Raw genomic sequence first — 21,320 nt, forward strand, 5'->3', positions numbered from 1 at the left:
ACAATCTAAAAGCACTCTAATCGTTATCGGAGTGCTTTTAGATTACTAATCAAATTGCTTCTATTATAATTTGAATCCTCTACTTTTTCTTTCTTCCTGTTGCGGCACTCTTGCTCCATATCTAAGCCTGTGCCATTGCTCCCTGAACCAGTCGGCAATCGGCTTCCTGTTTATTGTCAGGTTCAGCCTGCTTTCATCGTCAGGGTCATTTTCCACCCTTAAAATATCATCCTTTATATCAAAGTTCCGCCTGTGTTGCTCGGAATAGATTTTACCGCTACATTTCAGGGCTTCTTTTTTGACTATAAGACTTTCAGTCATTTCTTTAGAGAATCCCAGCATGGCACAAAACTTTTCCATGCGCAGCATTTCCCTGAACATCGGAAACCACCTGAAAGCCTTGTCTATGATTCTGGCGAGCCGTGACAGTTCTTTTTCTTTCATGTCAAGTTCCTGCCTGTGCATTTCTCTGAGATTGTGGATTTGCGTATCATGCTGTTTCTGCATCTGCTGTACTTGGCTCTGCAATTTTTCAATATTGGTGTTCCGTTTTGAAACCTCGTCTTGCAGTTTTTCGTTGGCACGTTCCAGTTCTTTCAGTTTTCCACTCCCGAAAAGAGAAGCAACTCCACTAGTTATGGCTGTCGCTGCCGTGGTGGCTGTCTTCTTTAACTTGTCAGTGCGTATTTCTGATTTCACCTGTTTCAGTTCCTGCTCGGCAAGATTTATCTGTTCTTCTTTGTGCCGTTTGGCTGCATCCATGCGTTGCAGTTCAGCTTTCTGCTTCTCAATGATAAAGTCGTTCCGTTCCAGATGCTCCTTACCAGTGACAGCCTTTGACTGCCCGCGTTCCATCAGCAGGATGTCGGATGCAAGGGTCTGCATCTGCATCATGTCATCGTCATTGAGCTTTCGGCTCTTTCCTGTTTCGTGGTTCATCCAGTCGAAAACGATATGGGCATGATAGTTCGGCTTGAACCATCTGTCCCCGACTTTGAAGCTTTCCCTGTCTTCCGCTTCCGGCTGACCGTTCAGCCAATGCCCTTCATCCTTGTGCAGGAAGATTTGCAGCGGTGTGATTCCCCAGCGTCTTTGACACTCCTCACCGAATTTACGCACGTCTGCCAGTGTGGTGTCCGACCTGACAAGCAGCACTCCTTCACGTATGGGGGAGCATCCCGCAATCTTGACTATTTTACCGTTCTTGCCTTTGCGTTCACGCTCCTTTTCCTGCATGGCACGTCCGGTCTTTTCCTTTACCATCTGTCTGATATTGTCATAATGCATCCGCAAATCCGGACTGCCGAAGTCGGGATTTATCCACTGTTCGTTATCGGTGGATAGTTCAGGAACGACATAGATTCTGGACTCTCCGATGTGGCGCATGTATTCGGCAGTCCTCCTGTTGTGAGCCTCGCTCGATGCGATGTTGCAGGGCTTGATATGTATGCTTGATTTTGTTGCCATAGATACTTGTTTTTTGGTTTGTACTTTATTGTTTGCTTTTCCGCTGTCCGTAAACGCATGGGGTTCTTAGGGGTGCAACCCATAAGCGGAGATTGCAAAGAGAGGGTCACTCTTTGCTCTGGGTTCTCAGGGGAGAAACGCCCTGAGTGGGTCATTAGGGTAAAACCCTAATCCCCTCGGGAGAGCCCACAACTACGTAAGCGGAGCGTGTAGTTATAGTGGGCTATATCAATGGCAAGCCATTGTCTGCAAACTCCAGCCTACGGCTTCCGCTCTCCTCCGTCAGGGAGGTTTTTCATCATCGTTGCCGATTGGAGATGCACCGACCAGCACAAGGTCTAAATCGTCTATCAGTTTTTGCAGGACGGGATTCTTCTCTATCATCCGCTGGAGGATTCTCTCAGCCTCGACCAAGTGGTTGGCTGTACTCATCACCTTGCCCTCCCGTATCTGAAAGATAATCCAATCGGCTATGTCGATATGGGCTTCTTTTTGTTTCGGGGTGGCATTCCTTTCGATGATGTCCGAAACCACCACCTTACAAAAGTACATGCTCTCGGCTCGCTGTTTCCACTCGGCATAAGCATCGGCATCGGGAAAGAGAAGCACGGTTCGCCCTGACAGTACACGGAGTTTCTCTTCTCTCATCTGACTCTTACCACCCGTAGCCAGCCATACATAATCGGGGAAGATAGCAGAACCGATAACGGCACTCTTCTCGGATTCCACCAAGACCACCACCTTGTCGGGATGCGTTTTCAACAAGTGTTCCCCGAAAAGGCATTGGGATAGTTGCCAATCCTCTGCCAACACACGCTGCTTTTTCAATATGCTGTGTATCCAGTTCACTGCCGATGTCTGTCCTCCCTTGATACGGTGTCCGTCTTCGGGATTGTACTGCATCACCTTTCCCGTGCGTACCTTGCCCGTCCTGTCTATCTGCCAAAAGATAACAGAGCCGTCACGGGTAGCCCCCAAACGGTATTCCTCCAACAACCGCTTCAACACCTCTTTCGCCTTGTCGCCATAGTAGGAAGTAAGGAGTGTGAAGAGGAAACGGAAGAAATTGCTACGCTCGCTTTGCGACTTCTCCACATAGTGAGGGGGAATATAGCCGATGGCTGTCGGCTTACTTTGCTGCTTCACTTTCTTCTGCTCTGCTCTTTGCCTGTCAAAAGAGAAATCATTGGTAGTTCTGTGTTCAGGATGCTCTTGAAAATACTCTTTCGGAGTGTAGTGATACCCACAACCGCTTTCGTGGTTACATCTGCCGACCGATGGATGCAACGGCACATTATTTTCGTCCACGTAATAGACGAAAGAATGCCTGTCTCCGCATTTGGGGCAGGTATGCCGTGTTGCCGTTCCTTTATACTTCTGTAATGAATAATTGCCCATAGCTTAGTCCGTTTTTGATGGTTGATTGTCGGCTGTCCCATCCTGTCCCATTGTCCCACACTCTAAGGGTTGGGACAGTGGGACACTTGGGACACCTGCGTTTTTACTCTCTTTGCTGCGCTGGATGATACGGTTTACGGTGGACTTGCCACAATTCACCTGTGAGGCTATCTCCCTGACGGACTTGCCCGATTGGGAGAGTTGCAGAATTTGGCAATCCCTTTGGCTTGATTCATTGTCGCCCAATTTTTTCAAGTGTTCCTTTTCCGTGGAATAGCCCCTGAACACGAACTGCAAGAAAGCATCCACCTTGTCAATCTCGTAAACGATTACATTATCCGCATCATGAGAGAACGTGCCATAGCGCACTTTAAGCTGCTTCACATAGCGAAGCCCTCCGTCTTGGGCACTTTTTCCAATGGTGAACACGCTGTCAAAGAAATTGTAGAGCCGTTTGCTTCCGGCAAGGTCGTTGGATGTGATGGGACAATCCAAAGAGCGTTTGGGCGTATGTGCTAGGACAAGGATAGAGAGCGCATATCTCTTTTTGAGATTGTTCAGCTGAATCATCAGCCGTCCTGCGGCATCGCCTTTCTCCATGGCGCAACACAGGTAGGTAAGATTGTCAATGATGAAAATCTTGCAGTCGGTCTGCACAGCCATCTGTTCAATGCCGCCTATGATAGCTTCCTCAAAGTTGGCATCCAAAAGCTGGTTGCAGTCAATAGACACCCGATAGAGTTTGTCGGGAAAGGTGTAGAGCTCTCCATGCTCGTTGGTATAGCGGAGCTGGAACTGCTTTTCGGACAGTTCAAAGTCCAGATACAGCACATTGTCGGTTCGGGCGATGCGGTCGGCTATCTGCACGGCAAGGATGGACTTGCCCACGTTGGAATCGGCAAACAAGCAGGAGAGTTCCCCCTCGTACCAAAAGCTGTCCCACAGCGCACAGGGCGTAGGCAATAACGATGCTTCAAGAATGGTTTGGTTTGCCGTCTTGATATTCATCATGCCTACACTGTCGGGCATACCGTTATGCGCTTGGGATGCTTTTGTGAGGTCGCCACGTATCAGGTTGATATAGTTCTTATCCTCTTCCATATCATTCACCAGTTACGTGGGTTGGGCTTGCGACGGTGGGAAGAGGATAAGGACTTGTTCAGTTCCTCGTCTGACAACGGTATGGGATTCTTTCGGGCGGTTTCCAGCCACTTGTCCAGTTCGTCACGGTAAAGGCAATAGCGTTTGCCGGGCTTGGTGGCAGGGATTGTCCCTTCTGACAGTTTCATGTAGAGCGTACCCTTAGGGATACCTAAATACTCTGCTGCCTCGTCCACAGACATGGGCACGTGGGTGTCCACCGTTTTGGCATTGTTCACACTGCACTGCTCGGCGAGCAGGCTTTTCAGGCTCATCACTTCGTCTCGAAGCTGAGCGACAACCTCGGGGAGGTCGTTGAAGGTAAGAATTGATTTTTCCATTCGCGTACTCGTCTCTTTTGTAAGACTTGGCGCAAAGGACTGAAATGATATATCCGTGAATATCTCCACGACACGTCATTGCAAAATAATTCCCGAATAATTAAGCCCAGCCATAAATGACGGGCAAAATTACTCGGGAAACGATGTAAAACAGGCGGTTATGAGTTACCGGATGGTTGTCGTTGGTGTCGTGATTATCCTAATTCCGCACATAATCCTCGGGATAGTGGAAATCAAGTTTGCCGTTTTCGGGTTCATCAATGGGAATTTCCGTCTTTAACGGCTCTACCTTGAAATTCTTGATGGTTGATAAGTCTGTATCAGCAAACGATTTCGGGAAAAGGGCTTTGATGAACTTGGCACGGTTATCCCCATTGTAGTATCTCTTGTACAGGAAACGCTCAGAGATATTCCATACGAAGTGACGGAGTGGAATGTTGTTGATGTCTTTGGTAAACGGTCTTTGTATGGGCTTCGGGGTATAAGTGTTAAGATTCATCCATTTGTCCACCTCAGTACAGATGTGGTTCACGGTTTCTTGGTCGGCAATGCGAGGCAGGTAATAATGGCAATACTCCATGACCATGCGGATGCGCTCTTCCTTTTCCCGTTGCTCTCTGCTTGCGTAATTGGCACGGTTCTTTTCGTGAAGATCCGGGGCGATAGTAAGCTCTATCGGTTGTGTTTGGATAAGTGTCTCTTCTTTTGTCGGGGATGATTCGGGTACAGGCTCAGGGACTGATGTAGGTCCAGGCACAGATGTGGCTTCTTCAAGTGTATTTTGTGACAGTTCTTCCTGCACCTCTATGGCTTCGGCAATCGTTTCTTTCTTGCCGAACTTGATTTTGTAGATTTCGTATGTATCAAAGATAAGTGTCTGAAAGGAGAGATAGAGCAACCATCCCAACAGGTTACAGCATACGAATACTATCCACCTGACAAAGTTGTCTTGGTTGAAGCTGTCCGCTATTACCAGCGTGGCAATGGAAGATATTAGGACGATGGCGAAGCCGACAAAGCCCAAGATGATGTATTTGTCCTTGATTGATGATTCCATATTTCGTTGAGAGATTGAATGTTCCTGTATTATTTTGTGCAAAGTTAATGCTATTTTTCCCAATTACTGCCCGTTATTTGCGGTTAGAACGGTCTTTTTCAATGTATTTCACGAAATGTCATCATATCATACTCTGTTTCATACTCTGAGGGGCTTATAAATGGTGGCATCAAGCCAAAAACATAGAGGGGCGATTATAGCCTTGTAGCCATAACCGCCCCTCTGAATACCTGTCAATGTGAGACATTTATGCCTCCTTGCGCTTCAAGGTTATCTTGTCCACCACCTGACACATCTGCTGCGCTGCTATCTTGGAATAGATTTGTGTGGTGGTAATGTTCTTATGTCCGAGATAGGCTTGGATGACAGCCATGTCCGTTCCCATTTCCACGTGCAGGCTTCCGAAGCTGTGGCGGGTACAGTGAAAGGTGATTTTCTTGGTTATCCCTGCTGCCGTGAGCCACCGTTGGAGTGGTCCTTGCAGCATCTTGTCCTTGAAATCCTCAAAGATAAGTCCCTCGCCCCGTTCTCCCAGCAGTCCATAGGCTTCATCACTGATGGGGTTATGCACTATTTCTTTGGTTTTCTGCATACGGGTGGTAACGAACATCCTGCCGTTGGTGTATGGTTGTATCTGCTGCCACGTGAGCTGTCTGATGTCGCTCTTTCTCAGTCCCGTAAGACAGGCGAAAAGAAAAGCTTTTTTCAAGACCTCCTCCTCACAGGGTGTTTCGGCAAGCCGTATCAGTTCCTCTTGGCTCAAATGCTCCCTGATGGTGGGAATGCACTCGATGCGGTCTAAGAAGCCGTTTGGGTTCTCCTTTATCTTCCTGTCACGGTAAGCGGTGTGCAGCACGGCACGGAAAGTTGACCAATAGCCTGCTGCGGAGTTGATGTGCAGCTTTTGGTTGGTGTGGATGGATTGGGGTGCATCAAGCAGGTATTCCATGAACTTGCGGCACAAATCCACATCCACCTCCTCAAAGGTGCATTTGCCGTTCACGAACCGCTGGAAATGCTTGTATACGTGCTGCCACTTGATATTCTTGCGGTCAGCCAGTCCTTTGAAATAGGCAAGGAAATCGCCCTTCATCTTGGTCTTGTCAAAAAAGCCGTTGTTTTCATTGAAAATGGCTTCGTAGCGCTGGTTGCGCAGGATGACCGCTTTCTTCATCATGCGTGCGTTGAAGTCCCGTTCCTGCTGGTTTGCAGGTTTGGCGAAGATGTAAATTCCTAAGGCTTCACGTGTAATCACTCTCATGGTGACATTGTCACGGTAGCCGGGATAGTAGTCAAGGCATAGTGAATACTGTGTCCCGTTCTTAATCTTGCGCTTACGCAAGGTAACTGTTTTGCATTTACTCATAATAATTATGTTTTAATTGGTTGTATACATTTTGGAGTTGTATCCATGTTTCCGATGGCAAAGGAACAACGTGAAATATCCGTGAATACCTCCACGATACATCATTTTGAAATAATTTTCGATAATCCCGATTTTTCACGGTTATTTGTTCCTTTCAGCCATGACACGCTCCACATCTGAGCGCAAAAGCAGGTTTTTCACACCCACCTTTATCTTTTCGATGTGCTTCACCTTGACGATATGGCAGATGTTGGCTGACGAAAGACCATAGATTTGCTGCACCTGCTCAACGGTATAGTAGCGTTCATCGTTCACAAGGTCAGTTCTGCGGAGTTCGTTCAAATGTGATTTGGAGTAATAGGTACGCCCGTACTCTCTTTTAGTGGGTATCTTATGGCGATAGGTGTAGGCACGGAGTGCGGTCGGCTTCATGCCGAACAGTTCCTCCACCTCCTCGGTCAGTAGCCAGTCGGTAATTTCGCTAATATCAACTGCCACACCGAAAAACTCGTCAATATGCTTCTTGCTGTAATAGTTCTTTCCTGCGATACGGCAGATGGGGATATGGTTACGCTTGGCGGAAGTGTAAAGCCATGACTGCTTTACCTTAAAAAGGGACATCACCTCCTCGCCCGAATAGAAGTCCAACACTTCTTCGCTTTCCTTTTCCCTTTTTTCTCTTTTGGCAGGTAAGGAAGATGAAGATGATTTCCTTGGTGTGGAGGTGTTGCCGGGCAGGATGCGGTGATAGGGATTGCCCTCCAACATCTGCTCGATGTCGGCTCTGCGGATGAATGCCATGCGGTTGCTGATGCGTGAGGCTTTCAGCTTGCCGATGGCTACAAGTTTGTAAATGTACTGTCGGGAACAGCCCATGAGGATGGCTGCTTTGGAAAAGGTGAGATACTCCTGATGCTGTATCTCCATCAAGGGTTGGGCGACTTTGAAGAGGTTGTTCTTCTGCATCACTCTGGCTCGTTTGGCTTCTGCCTGACAAGCCTCACTGCAATATCTTTGCATACCGCTTCGGGTTACAAAGGACTTGCCGCAAAAACTGCATTTTCTGGTTGCTTTCATACCGTTTTATCGTTTAATGGTTCATTTCTTCAATCCTATATCTCTGAAATGGTAAACGGATGTGAACGGAAGTCAACCATTGTCGCTTTTCTACACAGTGTGACTGTTTCCGCATATCGGGGCGGTTATTGTCGCTTGTCGTAAACGGTTGTAAACCCTTGTCAACTGTCTGCACGGTGTGACAAAAAACAAGCCCCGCAAATTCTCCACGTCAGAAATACGTCTCAAAAATATGTGGAAATTTGGGAAGCGACAAATGGCAACCGAAAAGTGTTAAATTTTAGAATATGCTGGTAATTAAAGATTTACACTCGGATATTTCTGATTAGTTTTGGTTGTTCTATGGTTATAAATACAGTCTGCAAAAGCTGAGTTTCCAATACTTGTAACGCTACTTGGAATGACAATAGATGCCAGTTTGCTCAATCCATAGAACATTTGTTCGCCAATAGCATTACCGTAGGTATAGAAAGTCCCATAATAAGGCGCTCCTCCTTCTACAATATATGCATCTTTCATATTCAATGCCGTCAGTTTTCCCATTTGGCGTATACAACGTATATCTGATCCGTTTAGTGAACCGGTTAATGTCAAATTTTCAACTACGTGCTTTTTATCTCCCAACAAACTTTCGAGGCTACCCGCGGTGGATACATTGATAGTTTCCGCATTTAGGCTTATTCCTGTAAGAAGCAGGCTTATTAACCATACGATGGCATATAAATTTATTCGTTTCATATATCTTGTCTTTTTATTATTAGCAATTAATTGTTTTTTATCTCTTTTCATCCGTTCCCGGTGTCGGATTGTCTCCTTCGTCAGGTTCCGGTTTGTTTGCTTTGGTAGTGAAGCTGTTTCGCGTATAGGATGTACCTTTTTCATTGGTTGCATATGCGCTTATATAATACGTTGTACCTGGCTTTAGGTCGCGAAGTACCAGTTTCATTTCGTTACCGGAGGTGGTGATGGGTACTTGTGTACATCCTTCGTCTCCGATTTGCGGATCATAATCTGTTTCGCTCCAAACAAATCCTTTTGCACTGATGGGCAGTCCACCGTCATCGTAGATGGTAGCAGTCAGTTCCAGGCGATTGCTGAATATTCCCGATGAATAGATACTTCCCATGGTCGGTTTCTTGCCGGTAACGGTGCCGGGCGGGAGATTGTCGTCTACCGAAGGTGGCAGTTTATCGGTCGTGAAGCTAAGATTGTTACCATAGCTTATCCCGTTTTTATTGATGGCATAGGCACGAGCATTGTAATTCGTTTCATGTGTCAGGCCGGTAATGGCAAGTGAAAATTCGTTGTCTGTATAGTCCGTTTCGACATAATGTCCTTCTTTTTTAACAGGATCATATTCACTGCCCCAGCAAATTCCCACTTTGGTGATGGTAGCACCGCCATCCCCTTCAATCAAAGCATGTACGGTGGCACCTGTACCGGTGATTTTACTGACATAGGTCTGTTCATTGTTATGGCTAATACTTGCCAGTTCCGAATATCCGCTTTGGAAGCCGATAGGATCGCTATAGCCGGTCAATCCTTCATTGTTGGTGGCGTAAGCACGCACGGAGTAATCTGTACGGTATTGCAGATTTTCCAAACGGCCTTCGAAGCTGTTGCCTGAACTGGTCGATTGCATGCTTCCGGTACAATTTTCCAGTGTCGGTATCGAGGCGTTACCAATAGACCATACGAAGCCTTTGGTGGTAATGGTCATTTCCTTACCGCCATTGTCGGAAATAAAGGCTTTGCCCAATGCGTTGTCGTCATTGATATTCATTACGGTGATGCTGGTCAGGGTAGGTGCCTGGTTTTGTGAAGTACGCAATTCACCGGTTACGCTGTAGGAAGTTCCGTTGCGGTTGGTGGCGTAAGCACGTACATAGTAAAGCTTCCCTTTGGTGAGACCGGTCAATACGATACCGATGTTTTCGGAAGGCTTCTGCATGGCCGCTTTTCCATCGTTGATGGTTGGTTCGGGTTTGTCTATGCTGTAGCAAATCCCGGTTTCTGTCAGTTCGGCACCGCCATCGGAAGTTACTTTCGCAGTCACTTTACCGCTGCTCTCCGTCGTCTCGCTGATGGTAGGAGTACTTACGGTAGGTGCAAAAGTTTCTGCCGTGGTGAATTCAGCGGTTGCACTGTAGTTTGTTCCGTTTTTGTTCGTGGCATATGCGCGTACAAAATATTTTGTCCCTTTTGTCAATCCCTTCAATTCGCAAGTGATGCCATTGCCACTGTCGGATGCAGGTAAATAATGACTGGTATTCGTATCTTCCAAGGAAGGTTCTTTATTGGTACTGCTCCAGCATACACCTTTTGCAATGACTGCAGAACCACCGTTACTGGTAATGCTGGCAGTGATCGTACTGGAAGTTTCTTCGATATCCGATGCTGCAGGAGTAGTCATGGCAGGCGTACTGGTTTTCTCCGTGCTAAACTCGATCGGTTCGCTGTAGAAATAGCCGTCTCGGGTCACGGCATATGCCGTGGCGTAGTATTTATGTCCTTCTGCCAGTCCTTCAATATTGGCTGTTAATGTTTTATCAGCTAATATTCCTTTAGCTATATGATCGTTTTTGGTAGGGGAAGTAGTCGTTTCACTCCAGCAGATACCAGTTTCGGTGACAGACGTTGTTTCACCGTACTCCACTTGTGCGGTGATGATGGCGGATGAGATGGTCAGTTCCGAGATAATCAGTCTTGTCAATGACACCATTTCCAACTCTTCAGTGGTGAACTCTATCACCGGGCTGTAACCTGTTCCTTTTTCATTGACAGCATAGGCTCGGAGATAATATTTGGTATGCGGCTGCAAGCGGTCGTTCTCATCGCTTCCCGCTGTTCCTATGAAGGGACTTTCGGTGCCTGCAACGGTAATGTGCTTTCCGTCGATGGTCGGTTGGCGGCTTTCAGCGCTCCAACAAAGCCCTTGTTCGGTAATGTCAAATCCTTGAGCATCGGTAACAGTAGCGGTTACGGTGGCTGTGTAAGCCGTGAGTTGGGATACGGTACCTATGCTCAATATAGGTATGTTCAGCTTGTCGGTAGTGATGTTGATCGACTCGCTGTAACCTGTGCCGGTTTCGGTGGTGGCGTAAGCACGAATCACATAAGTTGTAGAAGGGTCGAGGTCGGTGATCACAGCCGAAAACTCCGTTGCTCCGATCGGTAGCAGGACGGTTTTATCATCTGTTGTCGGATCAGAATCTCCTTCTACGAACTTTTTATAAGCAAAACCTTTTATGCCGGGTTCGTATCCGCCATTGTCCACTATTTCGGATGTCACGGTGACGCTGCTTTCACTTGCTCCATCGATGACCGGTTCTTTCAACACAGGAGGAATACTTTCCTCGGTAGTAAATTTCTGTGGTTCGCTCTTTACAATCGTGTTGCCACTTTGAGCATATAGGCAAAAGTAATATTGTCCACCCGGTTTCAGCCCGTTGGCTTGTACGGTGTATTGGTTGTTACCCGTTTCCACTCCCTTGTAGGTAGTGGCATCTGTCATGCTCTGCGAGGTCGAGACCATGAATCCGATATCACATTTCGCAGCACTGACAGGATTGGGTACAGCCGTTCCTTGTAGTTCTGCTTCAAAACGTGTGACGTGTTCCACTTGCCCCGTGACGAGAGTCGGGGGATATACCAACGGAGCATTGTCTTCTTCGCATCCGGTGATAAGGAGCAGACTACACATTAATATATATAGTAGTTTTTTCATCTTTCTCCAATTAAATGAATTTAGAATATCATACCGATACCGGCACTCACTTCGTGGTATTTGCCGCCTACCGTATGGTATCCGGCAGAGATCAGGAATTTATTAAAACGGAGGATACCGCCTATTTCGGCTGCGAAGCCTGTACTCGATTTGTCGATGTCTTTCACTTGCATTCCCTCGAGGCTGGCACCTGTATTTATGTCTGCCGAAGCACTGTTAAGTTCGTAGCTCAGCACACGGCTACCATATCCTGCACCTGCATAGAGATAGATTGTCTTGTTGAGCCGGCGGAAATATCCGCCTGTGACAGACATGCGGGATTGGTGTGTAACGCCCGGTTCGTAAAAGGAAGAAGAAGAGTTCTCTCCGATCACCCCGTTTTCATTTCCTTCGAAGTCACTTCCTGCCGAACCGAAGTCACTTCGGAAACCCACATAAAATCCGTTCTTCTTTTTGCCAAAGCCCAGCATGGCACCGAAGGTGGTGGTGTTCGGATTGTACCCCGCTTGTAACAGGATAAGTGTGTTCATCGGCACTTTCGGTTTGATGGTCGATCTCATGTTAAAGGTCGGACGTACTGTCTCGCCCGGGCTTACTGTCAGTATGGTATCGATGGGGAAGTATCTCTCTTTTTCGATACGCACTTTATATTCTTTGATTGCCATGCGATCACTACGGTAAGGAGTTGTACCGACGAGTGTGGTGTCGATGTATACTTTTGCATCCTGTTCGGGTAAGGAGAATATTTCCATATAGCCGAATTTGGGTTTCAGCACGACACTCTTTGTTACCGGGTTGCTTCCCAATGAGATGACCCCGGCTTCCGACTGGTACATCGGTGCTTCCACTCGGTAGGAGTGTTCTCCTTTGGGCATTGTTGCGTTAAAAAGTCCGTTTTCTACCGGTACCTGTTCATCGTCGATGTAGATGTTGGCTGTAGCCGGTTCGGGGCGGACTACGATAAGTTGCATGTTGTTTTCAACTACCGGTTTGTCTTGCTGGTCGCCCGTGTTGAGTACCATCTCATAAACAGTGGCTTTCTCGATGATGTCGGGGTAGAAATAGTTTCGCATAATGCCGAGTTCATCATGAAGGATGGAGATACGGCGAGCCCCGCGTGGGACATACAGCCAGATTTCTCCGGTTTTGTTCTCGCGTGCAGTGATGCCGAGAGCGTCTGGTTCGAACATGAGATCTTTTACATTGGTCACGATGCGGATTAATGCACAGATTTCTCCGTTTTGGTCTCGTTTAGGTGCCGTGACCCGGGCGGTAATGTCGCTTTCCATACGTTGGAAGGATGCTACGTTGATTTTCCCTTGTTGACCCCAAATATGCGTGGAGGGGTAGGTTGAAAGGAGAATGATTACTAGTAGCAACAGACGTTTAAGAGTACCGTTTGACATGTTTGCTTTGAGTTATTTAAGATTAATAAATTGCTCCTACAAAGATAGATAACATTTATTAATGAAGCATGATTTATCAAAAAAAATGATTCTTTTGTTTAGCTATTTAATAGACATTGAATTATTTGTCACGGTTTTCCGTGACAAATAATTTCTGTTTCTTGTTGAAAACAGGTTGCATGGATATTATTGACATTTTGGATATTCTAACGCTTCTTAAATCGTTTCTTTTGGTCTCTCTGTGGACTATTTTAATAAGGCGGGATTCTAAGCGATCAGCACGTTGGCATATAGGTATTGTAAGAAGGATAAATTTGATTTATTGAATCGAATTCCCTGATTTTGTGAATACGATGATATGTTATCTATGGAAATATGTGCAAATAGATTCATTGTTTTGTGTGCATCAGGGAGAGCAAATAGAAAAAAACGGCTTGCTCTTTCTCTTTTTTTTAATCGTTGGAAGGCTTCCTCGGTGAGCAATGAAATCTACCTCGGTGATCTCCCCCTTGTTCCTCACCGAGGAACAAGGGGGAGATCACCGAGATGCGGGTGTTTCATCACCGGGGAATACGGCTTTTCGCCCTGTCCGATGCGTATATTTATCCTTAAAAGGCATATCAATGCATAATCATCCGGTCGTATATACACTTTTGAATGCTATCCTGTCTGTTTTGGAAACCTTGACGGTTAGTAAAAAGGGGGATATGCTATCCTTTTGATGCTATCCAAGGCAATTCCTTGATAGGAAGTAAAAAAGACAGGCTTCCGGATGGGTGGCTTTAAGACACTTCTTAGAAGTGGCTCAAATCTATCAGTCCGAAATCCGGATCTTTTTCCGGCTGCCAGGTACGTACATGGATGATTGGTTCTTTCGGATTGTTCAGATCGACCATCAGGAAAAGATAACCTGTGTCACCGTAGCTGGAGGAGAAATAATCCTGTTTGATCTGGATACCGTAAATCTCTCCACCGACTCCTGATTTACGAATCTGGTTGTCGGCAAAGCGTAAGTTGATATATTCGCTTCCTGCAAAGATGTGTTTGAGGCGTTTCATGAACTCCGCTTTTGTCTGGCGGGTGTACTTCACGGCTTCTTTACTCATCGGCTGACCTTCGACTGCCACTTTGTGCTTCAATACCGAACCAGTGATGATCAAGGCATCATCGGAGAAGATGCTGTTTATATAATCGTAGCGTTTTAGGGCATAGGCTGTTTTATAACTTTCAAGGAAGTTGATCAGTACCTTCCGCACATCGTCTCCCCAGGTCGTTTGGTTCATGATGTCATCAACTGCCGGTTTATTCAGCCCGAAAGAGATGGCATCGATCTTGCCTTCTTTTGTCATGGTGAACACCACGTCTTCCACAAAAGTACGACGGTTGCCGCTGAAGCTGAAACTCATGGGCAGGCTCCGACAAGTGATCTCACCATTGCATTCCAGGTATTTGAATTCCGGCTCTTTCACGATCTTGGCATTTCCATATTTGATGAGTTGGTTGAACATGGAAAATCCATCCGGGGTACAAAGCGATTGTATATTCGCATAGTTCTTGGTACGAATGGCGTTTTGCACTTCTGTCATGGTTGCCTCATAGCATGTCGTTTCGTCACAACTAAGGAAGTGCATCGCGGACTCCGTCTGTTTGGCGCTGTCACCTGCTGCCATTAGTATTTCTTCATTTTCTGTTTCTCCCGGTTTCGGCTCTTCTCCGGTCAGTTTCAGATAGCAGCCGCGCATCGGTATAGGATTGACCGATTGCATGACTTCTGCAAGCTCGTTGTCGATATTCGATTCGCCTTCGAACATGTATTCCGTCTTGATCTGCATTCCTTTGGCACTTGCCACGGTTGGCATCTCGATGATTCCCAGCCCGTCTTTGGCAGAGAAGATGTTCGACCAGTCCCGCCCGTCAAAGTAAGTATAGTCATAGTTACGTGCAGGGATCCCTTTATATAATACTTTCAGGTCGATGGTTTTCAAATCTCCGTCCACATGTACATTGTCTATGGATACTTCCAAATGCGAGAAGATGCTGTTCATTTGTTTGGGAATCCAGTTGCACAATAGCTGTTCGTTTCCTTCTTCATCTTTCATGGTCAGGAAATTCCCATCGGGATAGCTTTGCAATAGGATGAGTGCCCAGTAGTAATAACGCAAGGCATCTGCCACCTGTGCTTTCTTTTCGGCCTTTATAGCTTCCTGGGTGAAATCCAGCAATTTGGTTTTGCGTCCTTCGAAGATACGTTGTATCTCGCTTACTTTAATATAGCGCATCACAGCGGCATCCGGTTCGTTTTGGATGACAATGCGGCGCGTATTGTTCAGTGTGGCACGCGAATAAGTATTAATGACCGATTTGAAGGTTTCATCCACGGTTGCCTGGTCTCCATCCGTGCCACCTTCCGTCAGCTGACTGAATTGGCTGGATACGTTCGTAGAGATTTGGCTGATCAGTGCGGCCAATGCCTCATTGTCCGCTTTTTTAAGAGTCGTGGCGTTTCCGGTTCCCCAGATATAATCTTTGCTGTTCTGTATCTCTTCTACAGACTGTGCGCGGAGGAATGGAAAGATGAATAAAGATAAAATCGTAAAAAGTAGCAGCTTTCTCATATTGTTTGTAACGTTATGGATGTCAATTCACGGCAAAAGTAATAAGTTTTTTACTATATTGGTAGCAAATGCTTGATCTTTTTTATTCACCTTCCGGTTTAATTCTATCAAAAATTCTGAATAATTCTTCAACCGATTCCGTTCGCAGCATGGCAATACGTGTTTCGCGGAAGTTGGGAATACCTTTGAACAAAGGAGTGGCTGCCAAATGGCGGCGTATATGTATGATGCCCCGGCGTTCGTCCAACCGGGCTACACTGCTGAGTACTTCCTCGCGCAACACATTCAGATACCATCCAAAGGATTCGGCAGGAAGCTCGTTACCTGTTTCCAAATAGTGTTTTATTTCACGGAATATCCAGGGACGGCCGATGCTTCCCCGACCGATCATGATAGCGTCTACACCGTAGCGGTCGAAACATTCTTTGGCCCGGGTTGCCGTGGTGATGTCTCCATTACCGATCACCGGAATGTGCATCCGTGGGTTATTCTTTACATCTCCGATCAGTGTCCAATCGGCTTCTCCGGTATACATTTGTGCGCGGGTACGGCCGTGGATGGCTAAAGCTGCGATGCCACAATCTTGTAACTGCTCTGCGAGATCGACAATGATTTTGTGATCTGCGTCCCATCCCAGGCGGGTTTTTACTGTGACAGGTATTTTAACGGCATTTACCACTGCGCGGGTGATCTCTAGCATCTTAGGAATGTTCTGTAGCATGCCGGCACCCGCACCTTTGCCGGCTACCTTCTTTACAGGGCACCCGAAATTGATGTCTAGGATATCCGGTTGTGCTTCCTCCACGATCCGGGCAGCTTCTACCATGGCTTCCGTCTCCTTTCCGTATATTTGTATGGCTACCGGACGTTCTTCATCACAGATCGTGAGTTTCTGAGTGGTCTTGTTTATCGAACGTATCAGTGCGTCGCTCGACACGAACTCGGTATAAACCATGTCTGCTCCGAACTTTTTGCACATCAGACGGAAGGCGGGATCGGTCACGTCTTCCATGGGAGCAAGAAATATTGGGCGTTCGCCCAGGTCAATATGGCCTATTTTCATTTGTATGATTGGTTTGTCCTTCTTTATTCTTTATCGGCTGCAAAAGTACGGAAAAAAGCCTATCTTTGCATCATAATTTGTTTATTACTGTATGAATCACTCTATTAAAGACTTTGAAATAATGGCTCCTGTCGGTTCCCGCGAATCTCTTGCGGCAGCTATTCAGGCGGGAGCAGACTCCATCTATTTTGGTATTGCCAACCTTAACATGCGTGCCCGTTCCGCCAATACGTTTACGATTGACGACTTGCGCGAGATAGCCCGGACTTGCGATGAGCATGGTATGAAGAGTTATCTGACCGTAAATACCATCATCTACGACAATGACCTTGAACTGATGCGCACCATCGTAAGTGCAGCCAAAGAAGCAGGAATCTCAGCCGTGATTGCTGCGGATGTGGCAGTAATGAGTTATGCCCGTCAGATAGGTCAGGAGGTACATCTATCTACTCAGTTGAATATTTCTAATGTGGAGGCATTGCGGTTTTATGCGCAGTTTGCCGATGTGGTTGTATTGGCGCGCGAGTTGAATCTGGAGCAGGTTGCTGAGATTTACCGTCATATCAAGGAAGAGAATATCTGTGGTCCTTGCGGTGAGCAGATACGCATCGAGATGTTTTGTCATGGCGCACTTTGTATGGCAGTGTCCGGCAAGTGTTATCTTTCGCTTCATGAAATGAACAGTTCCGCCAACCGGGGAGCTTGTATGCAGGTATGCCGTCGTTCGTATACGGTTCGTGATAAAGAGACGGATGTGGAACTGGATATCGACAATCAGTATATCATGTCTCCCAAAGACCTGAAAACAATCCATTTCATGAATAAAATGATGGATGCCGGGGTACGGGTGTTCAAGATTGAGGGACGTGCCCGCGGACCCGAGTATGTTCGTACGGTGGTCGAATGTTATAAGGAAGCAATCCGCGCATATCTGGACGGAACTTTCACAGATGAGAAAATCGTGGCTTGGGACGAACGGTTGAAGACGGTCTTCAACCGGGGATTCTGGGATGGATATTATCTGGGACAACGTTTGGGCGAGTGGACCAAGAACTATGGATCAGCGGCTACGGAACGTAAGATTTATGTAGGCAAAGGTATCCGTTATTTCAGTAATATCGGTGTGGCAGAGTTTTTGGTGGAAGCTGCCGAGCTGAGTGTCGGTGACAAACTTCTGATTACCGGACCTACCACCGGTGCTGTGTTTGCTACGCTCGAAGAGGCGCGTGTCGACCTGAAACCGGTACAGACCGTGAAAAAAGGAGAGCATTTCTCTATGAAGCTGGAGAAAATCCGTCCGAGCGATAAACTCTATAAACTGGTTTCGGTAGAGGAGTTGAAAAAGTTTAAAGGCATCGATGTTGAAAATAAAAGAGGATAAGCGGTATGGACAAATATATCTATGAACTGGGAATGAAGGTGCGTGATTATGAATGCGACCTGCAAGGTATAGTCAACAATGCTAATTATCAACATTATCTGGAACATACCCGTCATGAATTCCTTTCATCGGTAGGAGTCAGTTTCGCAGCTTTGCACGAACAGGGTGTGGATCCGGTGGTCGCTCGTATCAATATGGCTTTCAAGACACCTTTGAAAAGCGGGGATGAATTTGTGTCCAAGCTGTACATGAAAAAAGAAGGTATCAAATATGTGTTCTATCAGGATATCTTCCGTAAGAGTGATAACAAGGTTGTTGTGAGATCGACTGTTGAAACCGTATGTGTGGTAAACGGGCGTTTGGGCGACAGTGAATTGTTCGATCATGTCTTTGCTCCCTACCTGTAATGAATACTTTTGAAGAGTGCATCTGTAGCATTGCCTTGACGCTAATTCCCGGTATCGGTCATATCTGGGCAAAGAAGCTCGTGGACGGTATGGGAGGGAGTGCTGCCGATGTATTCCGTTTCCGTAAGGAATTGCCCGGTCGGTTGCCGGGGGTACACAGCCGTGTGGTCGAAGCGTTGGACTGTCCGCAGGCAATGGTTCGTGCCGAACAAGAATATGCCTTTGCAGAAAAGAACCGTATTCAATGTCTCACGCTTGCCGGTGAACAATATCCTTCACGTCTCCGCGAATGCGATGATGCCCCGGTGGTACTCTTCTTTAAAGGGAATGCCGATCTGAATACTCTTCACATTATAAATATGGTGGGCACACGCAATGCAACGGAATATGGCAAGCAGCTTTGTGCCACTTTTCTGCGAGACCTGAAAGCGTTATGTCCGGATGTACTTGTGGTAAGCGGGCTGGCTTATGGCATCGATATCCATTCTCATCGTGCCGCACTTGCCAATGAGCTTTCTACCGTGGGTGTGCTGGCACATGGCCTCGACCGGATTTATCCTTCGGTACATCGCAAAACAGCTATCGACATGTTACAGCATGGTGGTTTGCTGACTGAATTCCTTTCCGGCACTAATCCCGATAAGCATAATTTTATAAGCCGCAACCGGATTGTGGCAGGCATGGCGGACGCAACCATCGTGGTGGAGTCCGCGGCAAAGGGAGGTTCTTTGATCACTGCCGATATAGCCGATAGTTATCATCGGGATTGTTTCGCTTTTCCGGGTCGGAGTACCGATGAATATTCCACCGGTTGCAACCAGTTGATACGCGACAATAAAGCCACTCTTCTTTTATCTGCCGAAGATTTTGTAAAGGCAATGTCCTGGGAGATCGATTCCCGTTTTCAAAAAGGGGAGAATGTACAACGTAGTCTTTTTCCGGAACTCTCCGATGAAGAGCAGCTTATCGTTTCTATTCTTGATAAGCAGGGCAATTTACAGATCAATTCGTTAGTTGTTGAGGCCGATATCCCGGTGCATAAAATGAACGCCATTCTTTTTGAACTGGAGATGAAAGGCGTAGTAAGGGTTTTGGCGGGTGGTATGTATCAGTTGCTTCGTTGATAGAAATTCGTATCTATTTTGTAGAATATTATTTGAAAGTGCATTCCGATAGCAAGTTTGACGAGCCAAGGTTTGCGGTTTCGACATAAAAATAAGAAGGTTCGGTAAAGGGCAAAAAAAAGGAGTACCGCTGTACTCCAACCTTTGTTAACCTTAAATCTAATACTATGAAAAAAATCACTATACAAAAGTACGTTATCCTTTCCTTTTCGCCAAATATTTCCTGTAATATTGGTTCTCTTTTAAATTCTTTCACGGATTTTTACTCCTTTCCATACGGGATAACTCGTAGGAGTTTGGCAGGCTCTAAACTTGCAAATAATTACCAATAGCTTCACAATGGAGACCAATTTGCTCAAAATCTGTTCTCATTAGGTTTGGCTATTAGTTTTTTCTCTATCTTTGTTACAGATTAAGAGTGTATTATGAAAGATGGAATCTGTTTAAGCTTGATTCTTGGATTGCTTTGTTTGATTCCGGGGAAGAGCTTTGCCCTGGAAGTAGCTCCTGTCTCTGCTTATGGTGATTCTGTGAAAAGCACTTCTTTGTATTTTCAATTTAATCAGGACGAAGTGTTATCCGATTACTTGGATAATGCCAAAACGATTCTTTTGCTCGATTCTTTATTTCTGAACGCCCCCGCGTTCGTACAACCGGATTCTGTTATGATAACTTCTTTGGTGTTGCCGGAAGGCAGCCCGAAGTTCAATATATGGCTGGCGGAGCATCGTGCCGGAAATGTGAAGGAGTTCCTGTCGAATCGTTACCCTTCACTTAAAACGAAATTTGTTCTCTGCCGGAAAGAGATGGATTGGACTGATTTCCGCGATCTGATTGCCAATGATGCTTCAGTTCCCAATCGGGATGATGTTTTACGACTGATCGACTTTCATCATGATGAACCGGGAAAGTGCAAACGTCTGCTTCAGTATCTAAATGGGAATGAACCTTATCAGTACATCACAAAGCACATCCTTCCCCGTTTGCATCAATCTGAAATACTGATCAGTTGGAATTATCCTGATCTTTTTGTGCCTTTGGCAGAAATGAAACCTGTATTATTATCTGCGGTAAGCGTTCAAAACGAAATTATATCTTTCTCTAAAACTTTGCACCCGTCAACTCCATCCGAAACGTCTGCTGTAAGCCCTAAGACAGTGCTTGCCCTTAAGAACAATCTGCTTTACGATTTGGTGTTGGCTCCTAACCTAGAAATGGAGATACCCGCGGGTGATCATTGGTCGCTTAATGCTGAATTTAAATGCCCTTGGTGGCTGAACGATAAGCATAACTTTTGCTATCAGTTATTATCGGGTGGTGCTGAAGGGCGTTTGTGGCTGGGAAAACGTCAAGGACACAACCGTCTCATCGGCCACTTTTTGGGATTGTATGCTGAGGGAGGAAAATATGACTTTCAGTTTGATAGTACCGAAGGGGTACAGGGAAATTATTATGCTGCCGGTGGTTTGAGTTATGGGTATACCAAAAGGCTTGCGCGGCATTTATCATTTGAGTTCAGTTTCGGGGTGGGGTGTCTCTATAGTAAATATCGCACTTATACTTCCTCGGGTAATAAACTGATTTGGAAAGATACCCGTGATTGCATTTACGTTGGCCCTACCAAAGTAAAGATTTCTATTGTTTGGCTAATCGGTACAAAATGATAGCTAACCGGTGGAGATGAAAGCCGGATAAGTTGCAAATTCCTTCCAATCGTTTCACGAAGCCTTTCAGAGCTTCAAAATACTTCC

Annotated in this window: 16 protein-coding genes; 4 read left to right on the forward strand and 12 right to left on the reverse strand. The window is 46.2% G+C overall.

What is annotated here, in order from left to right; genetic code table 11:
- Positions 1-63 precede the first annotated feature (63 nt).
- The 12 genes from H8744_RS06180 to dusB form a co-directional block, all read right to left on the reverse strand.
- Positions 64-1,467 carry a hypothetical protein gene (locus H8744_RS06180; RefSeq protein WP_004292734.1) on the reverse strand — a complete coding sequence of 468 codons (1,404 nt, stop codon included), beginning with the start codon at positions 1,465-1,467 and terminating at the stop codon, positions 64-66.
- A 282-nt stretch (positions 1,468-1,749) separates the two neighbouring features.
- Positions 1,750-2,865 (reverse strand): DUF6371 domain-containing protein, encoded by a 1,116-nt coding sequence (locus H8744_RS06185; protein ID WP_004292742.1) that lies wholly within the window; start codon positions 2,863-2,865, stop codon positions 1,750-1,752.
- 3 nt (positions 2,866-2,868) lie between these two features.
- A complete protein-coding gene (locus H8744_RS06190; RefSeq protein WP_122116177.1) occupies positions 2,869-3,966 on the reverse strand; it encodes an AAA family ATPase in 1,098 nt (365 codons plus the stop codon).
- Positions 3,967-3,971: 5 nt separating this feature from the next.
- On the reverse strand, positions 3,972-4,346 hold the full coding sequence (locus tag H8744_RS06195) for a helix-turn-helix domain-containing protein (protein ID WP_122116178.1): 375 nt from the start codon (positions 4,344-4,346) through the stop codon (positions 3,972-3,974).
- Between the two features lie 199 nt (positions 4,347-4,545).
- Positions 4,546-5,403, reverse strand: a complete 858-nt coding sequence (gene tnpC / locus H8744_RS06200; RefSeq protein WP_004339687.1) for a transposon Tn4555 protein TnpC — start codon at positions 5,401-5,403, stop codon at positions 4,546-4,548.
- A gap of 247 nt (positions 5,404-5,650) precedes the next feature.
- Positions 5,651-6,769 (reverse strand): tyrosine-type recombinase/integrase, encoded by a 1,119-nt coding sequence (locus H8744_RS06205; protein WP_004338318.1) that lies wholly within the window; start codon positions 6,767-6,769, stop codon positions 5,651-5,653.
- 141 nt (positions 6,770-6,910) lie between these two features.
- On the reverse strand, positions 6,911-7,846 hold the full coding sequence (tnpA, locus tag H8744_RS06210) for a transposon Tn4555 protein TnpA (RefSeq protein WP_004292844.1): 936 nt from the start codon (positions 7,844-7,846) through the stop codon (positions 6,911-6,913).
- A 297-nt stretch (positions 7,847-8,143) separates the two neighbouring features.
- Positions 8,144-8,584, reverse strand: coding sequence for a leucine-rich repeat protein (locus H8744_RS06215; protein WP_262434010.1), 441 nt, complete (start codon positions 8,582-8,584; stop codon positions 8,144-8,146).
- A gap of 37 nt (positions 8,585-8,621) precedes the next feature.
- Positions 8,622-11,573, reverse strand: coding sequence for a fibronectin type III domain-containing protein (locus tag H8744_RS06220; protein WP_262434011.1), 2,952 nt, complete (start codon positions 11,571-11,573; stop codon positions 8,622-8,624).
- Positions 11,574-11,593: 20 nt separating this feature from the next.
- Complete coding sequence (locus H8744_RS06225; RefSeq protein ID WP_262434012.1) at positions 11,594-12,979, reverse strand: PEGA domain-containing protein; 1,386 nt, start codon at positions 12,977-12,979, stop codon at positions 11,594-11,596.
- A gap of 794 nt (positions 12,980-13,773) precedes the next feature.
- Positions 13,774-15,594, reverse strand: a complete 1,821-nt coding sequence (locus tag H8744_RS06230) for an LPP20 family lipoprotein (RefSeq protein ID WP_262434013.1) — start codon at positions 15,592-15,594, stop codon at positions 13,774-13,776.
- A gap of 82 nt (positions 15,595-15,676) precedes the next feature.
- Positions 15,677-16,657, reverse strand: coding sequence for a tRNA dihydrouridine synthase DusB (gene dusB / locus H8744_RS06235; protein ID WP_262434014.1), 981 nt, complete (start codon positions 16,655-16,657; stop codon positions 15,677-15,679).
- Positions 16,658-16,748: 91 nt separating this feature from the next.
- On the opposite strand from dusB, the gene H8744_RS06240 reads away from it, so the two are divergent.
- The 4 genes from H8744_RS06240 to H8744_RS06255 all read left to right on the forward strand — a co-directional run bounded on the left by H8744_RS06240 (position 16,749) and on the right by H8744_RS06255 (position 21,233).
- The gene (locus H8744_RS06240) at positions 16,749-18,038 is read left to right on the forward strand and encodes a peptidase U32 family protein (RefSeq protein ID WP_262434015.1); all 1,290 of its coding nucleotides are present in this window, start codon (positions 16,749-16,751) and stop codon (positions 18,036-18,038) included.
- Positions 18,039-18,043: 5 nt separating this feature from the next.
- Entirely contained in the window at positions 18,044-18,445 is a 402-nt protein-coding gene (locus tag H8744_RS06245; protein WP_262434016.1) for an acyl-CoA thioesterase, read from the forward strand.
- Complete coding sequence (gene dprA, locus H8744_RS06250; protein ID WP_262434017.1) at positions 18,445-19,569, forward strand: DNA-processing protein DprA; 1,125 nt, start codon at positions 18,445-18,447, stop codon at positions 19,567-19,569. Before H8744_RS06245 ends, dprA begins: the two co-directional genes overlap by 1 nt.
- Before the next feature lie 425 nt (positions 19,570-19,994).
- Positions 19,995-21,233 carry a DUF3575 domain-containing protein gene (locus H8744_RS06255; RefSeq protein WP_262434018.1) on the forward strand — a complete coding sequence of 413 codons (1,239 nt, stop codon included), beginning with the start codon at positions 19,995-19,997 and terminating at the stop codon, positions 21,231-21,233.
- The last annotated feature ends 87 nt before the right edge of the window (positions 21,234-21,320 follow it).

Origin of the sequence: Jilunia laotingensis (genome assembly GCF_014385165.1) — a bacterium.
GTDB lineage: Bacteria > Bacteroidota > Bacteroidia > Bacteroidales > Bacteroidaceae > Bacteroides > Bacteroides laotingensis.

Bases quoted from the DNA above. Each gene is read 5' to 3' on its own strand.
- H8744_RS06180 (WP_004292734.1), bottom strand. From the start codon at position 1,467: ATGGCAACAAAATCAAGCATACATATCAAGCCCTGCAACATCGCATCG.
- H8744_RS06185 (WP_004292742.1), bottom strand. From the start codon at position 2,865: ATGGGCAATTATTCATTACAGAAGTATAAAGGAACGGCAACACGGCAT.
- H8744_RS06190 (WP_122116177.1), bottom strand. From the start codon at position 3,966: ATGGAAGAGGATAAGAACTATATCAACCTGATACGTGGCGACCTCACA.
- H8744_RS06195 (WP_122116178.1), bottom strand. From the start codon at position 4,346: ATGGAAAAATCAATTCTTACCTTCAACGACCTCCCCGAGGTTGTCGCT.
- tnpC (WP_004339687.1), bottom strand. From the start codon at position 5,403: ATGGAATCATCAATCAAGGACAAATACATCATCTTGGGCTTTGTCGGC.
- H8744_RS06205 (WP_004338318.1), bottom strand. From the start codon at position 6,769: ATGAGTAAATGCAAAACAGTTACCTTGCGTAAGCGCAAGATTAAGAAC.
- tnpA (WP_004292844.1), bottom strand. From the start codon at position 7,846: ATGAAAGCAACCAGAAAATGCAGTTTTTGCGGCAAGTCCTTTGTAACC.
- H8744_RS06215 (WP_262434010.1), bottom strand. From the start codon at position 8,584: ATGAAACGAATAAATTTATATGCCATCGTATGGTTAATAAGCCTGCTT.
- H8744_RS06220 (WP_262434011.1), bottom strand. From the start codon at position 11,573: ATGAAAAAACTACTATATATATTAATGTGTAGTCTGCTCCTTATCACC.
- H8744_RS06225 (WP_262434012.1), bottom strand. From the start codon at position 12,979: ATGTCAAACGGTACTCTTAAACGTCTGTTGCTACTAGTAATCATTCTC.
- H8744_RS06230 (WP_262434013.1), bottom strand. From the start codon at position 15,594: ATGAGAAAGCTGCTACTTTTTACGATTTTATCTTTATTCATCTTTCCA.
- dusB (WP_262434014.1), bottom strand. From the start codon at position 16,657: ATGAAAATAGGCCATATTGACCTGGGCGAACGCCCAATATTTCTTGCT.
- H8744_RS06240 (WP_262434015.1), top strand. From the start codon at position 16,749: ATGAATCACTCTATTAAAGACTTTGAAATAATGGCTCCTGTCGGTTCC.
- H8744_RS06245 (WP_262434016.1), top strand. From the start codon at position 18,044: ATGGACAAATATATCTATGAACTGGGAATGAAGGTGCGTGATTATGAA.
- dprA (WP_262434017.1), top strand. From the start codon at position 18,445: ATGAATACTTTTGAAGAGTGCATCTGTAGCATTGCCTTGACGCTAATT.
- H8744_RS06255 (WP_262434018.1), top strand. From the start codon at position 19,995: ATGAAAGATGGAATCTGTTTAAGCTTGATTCTTGGATTGCTTTGTTTG.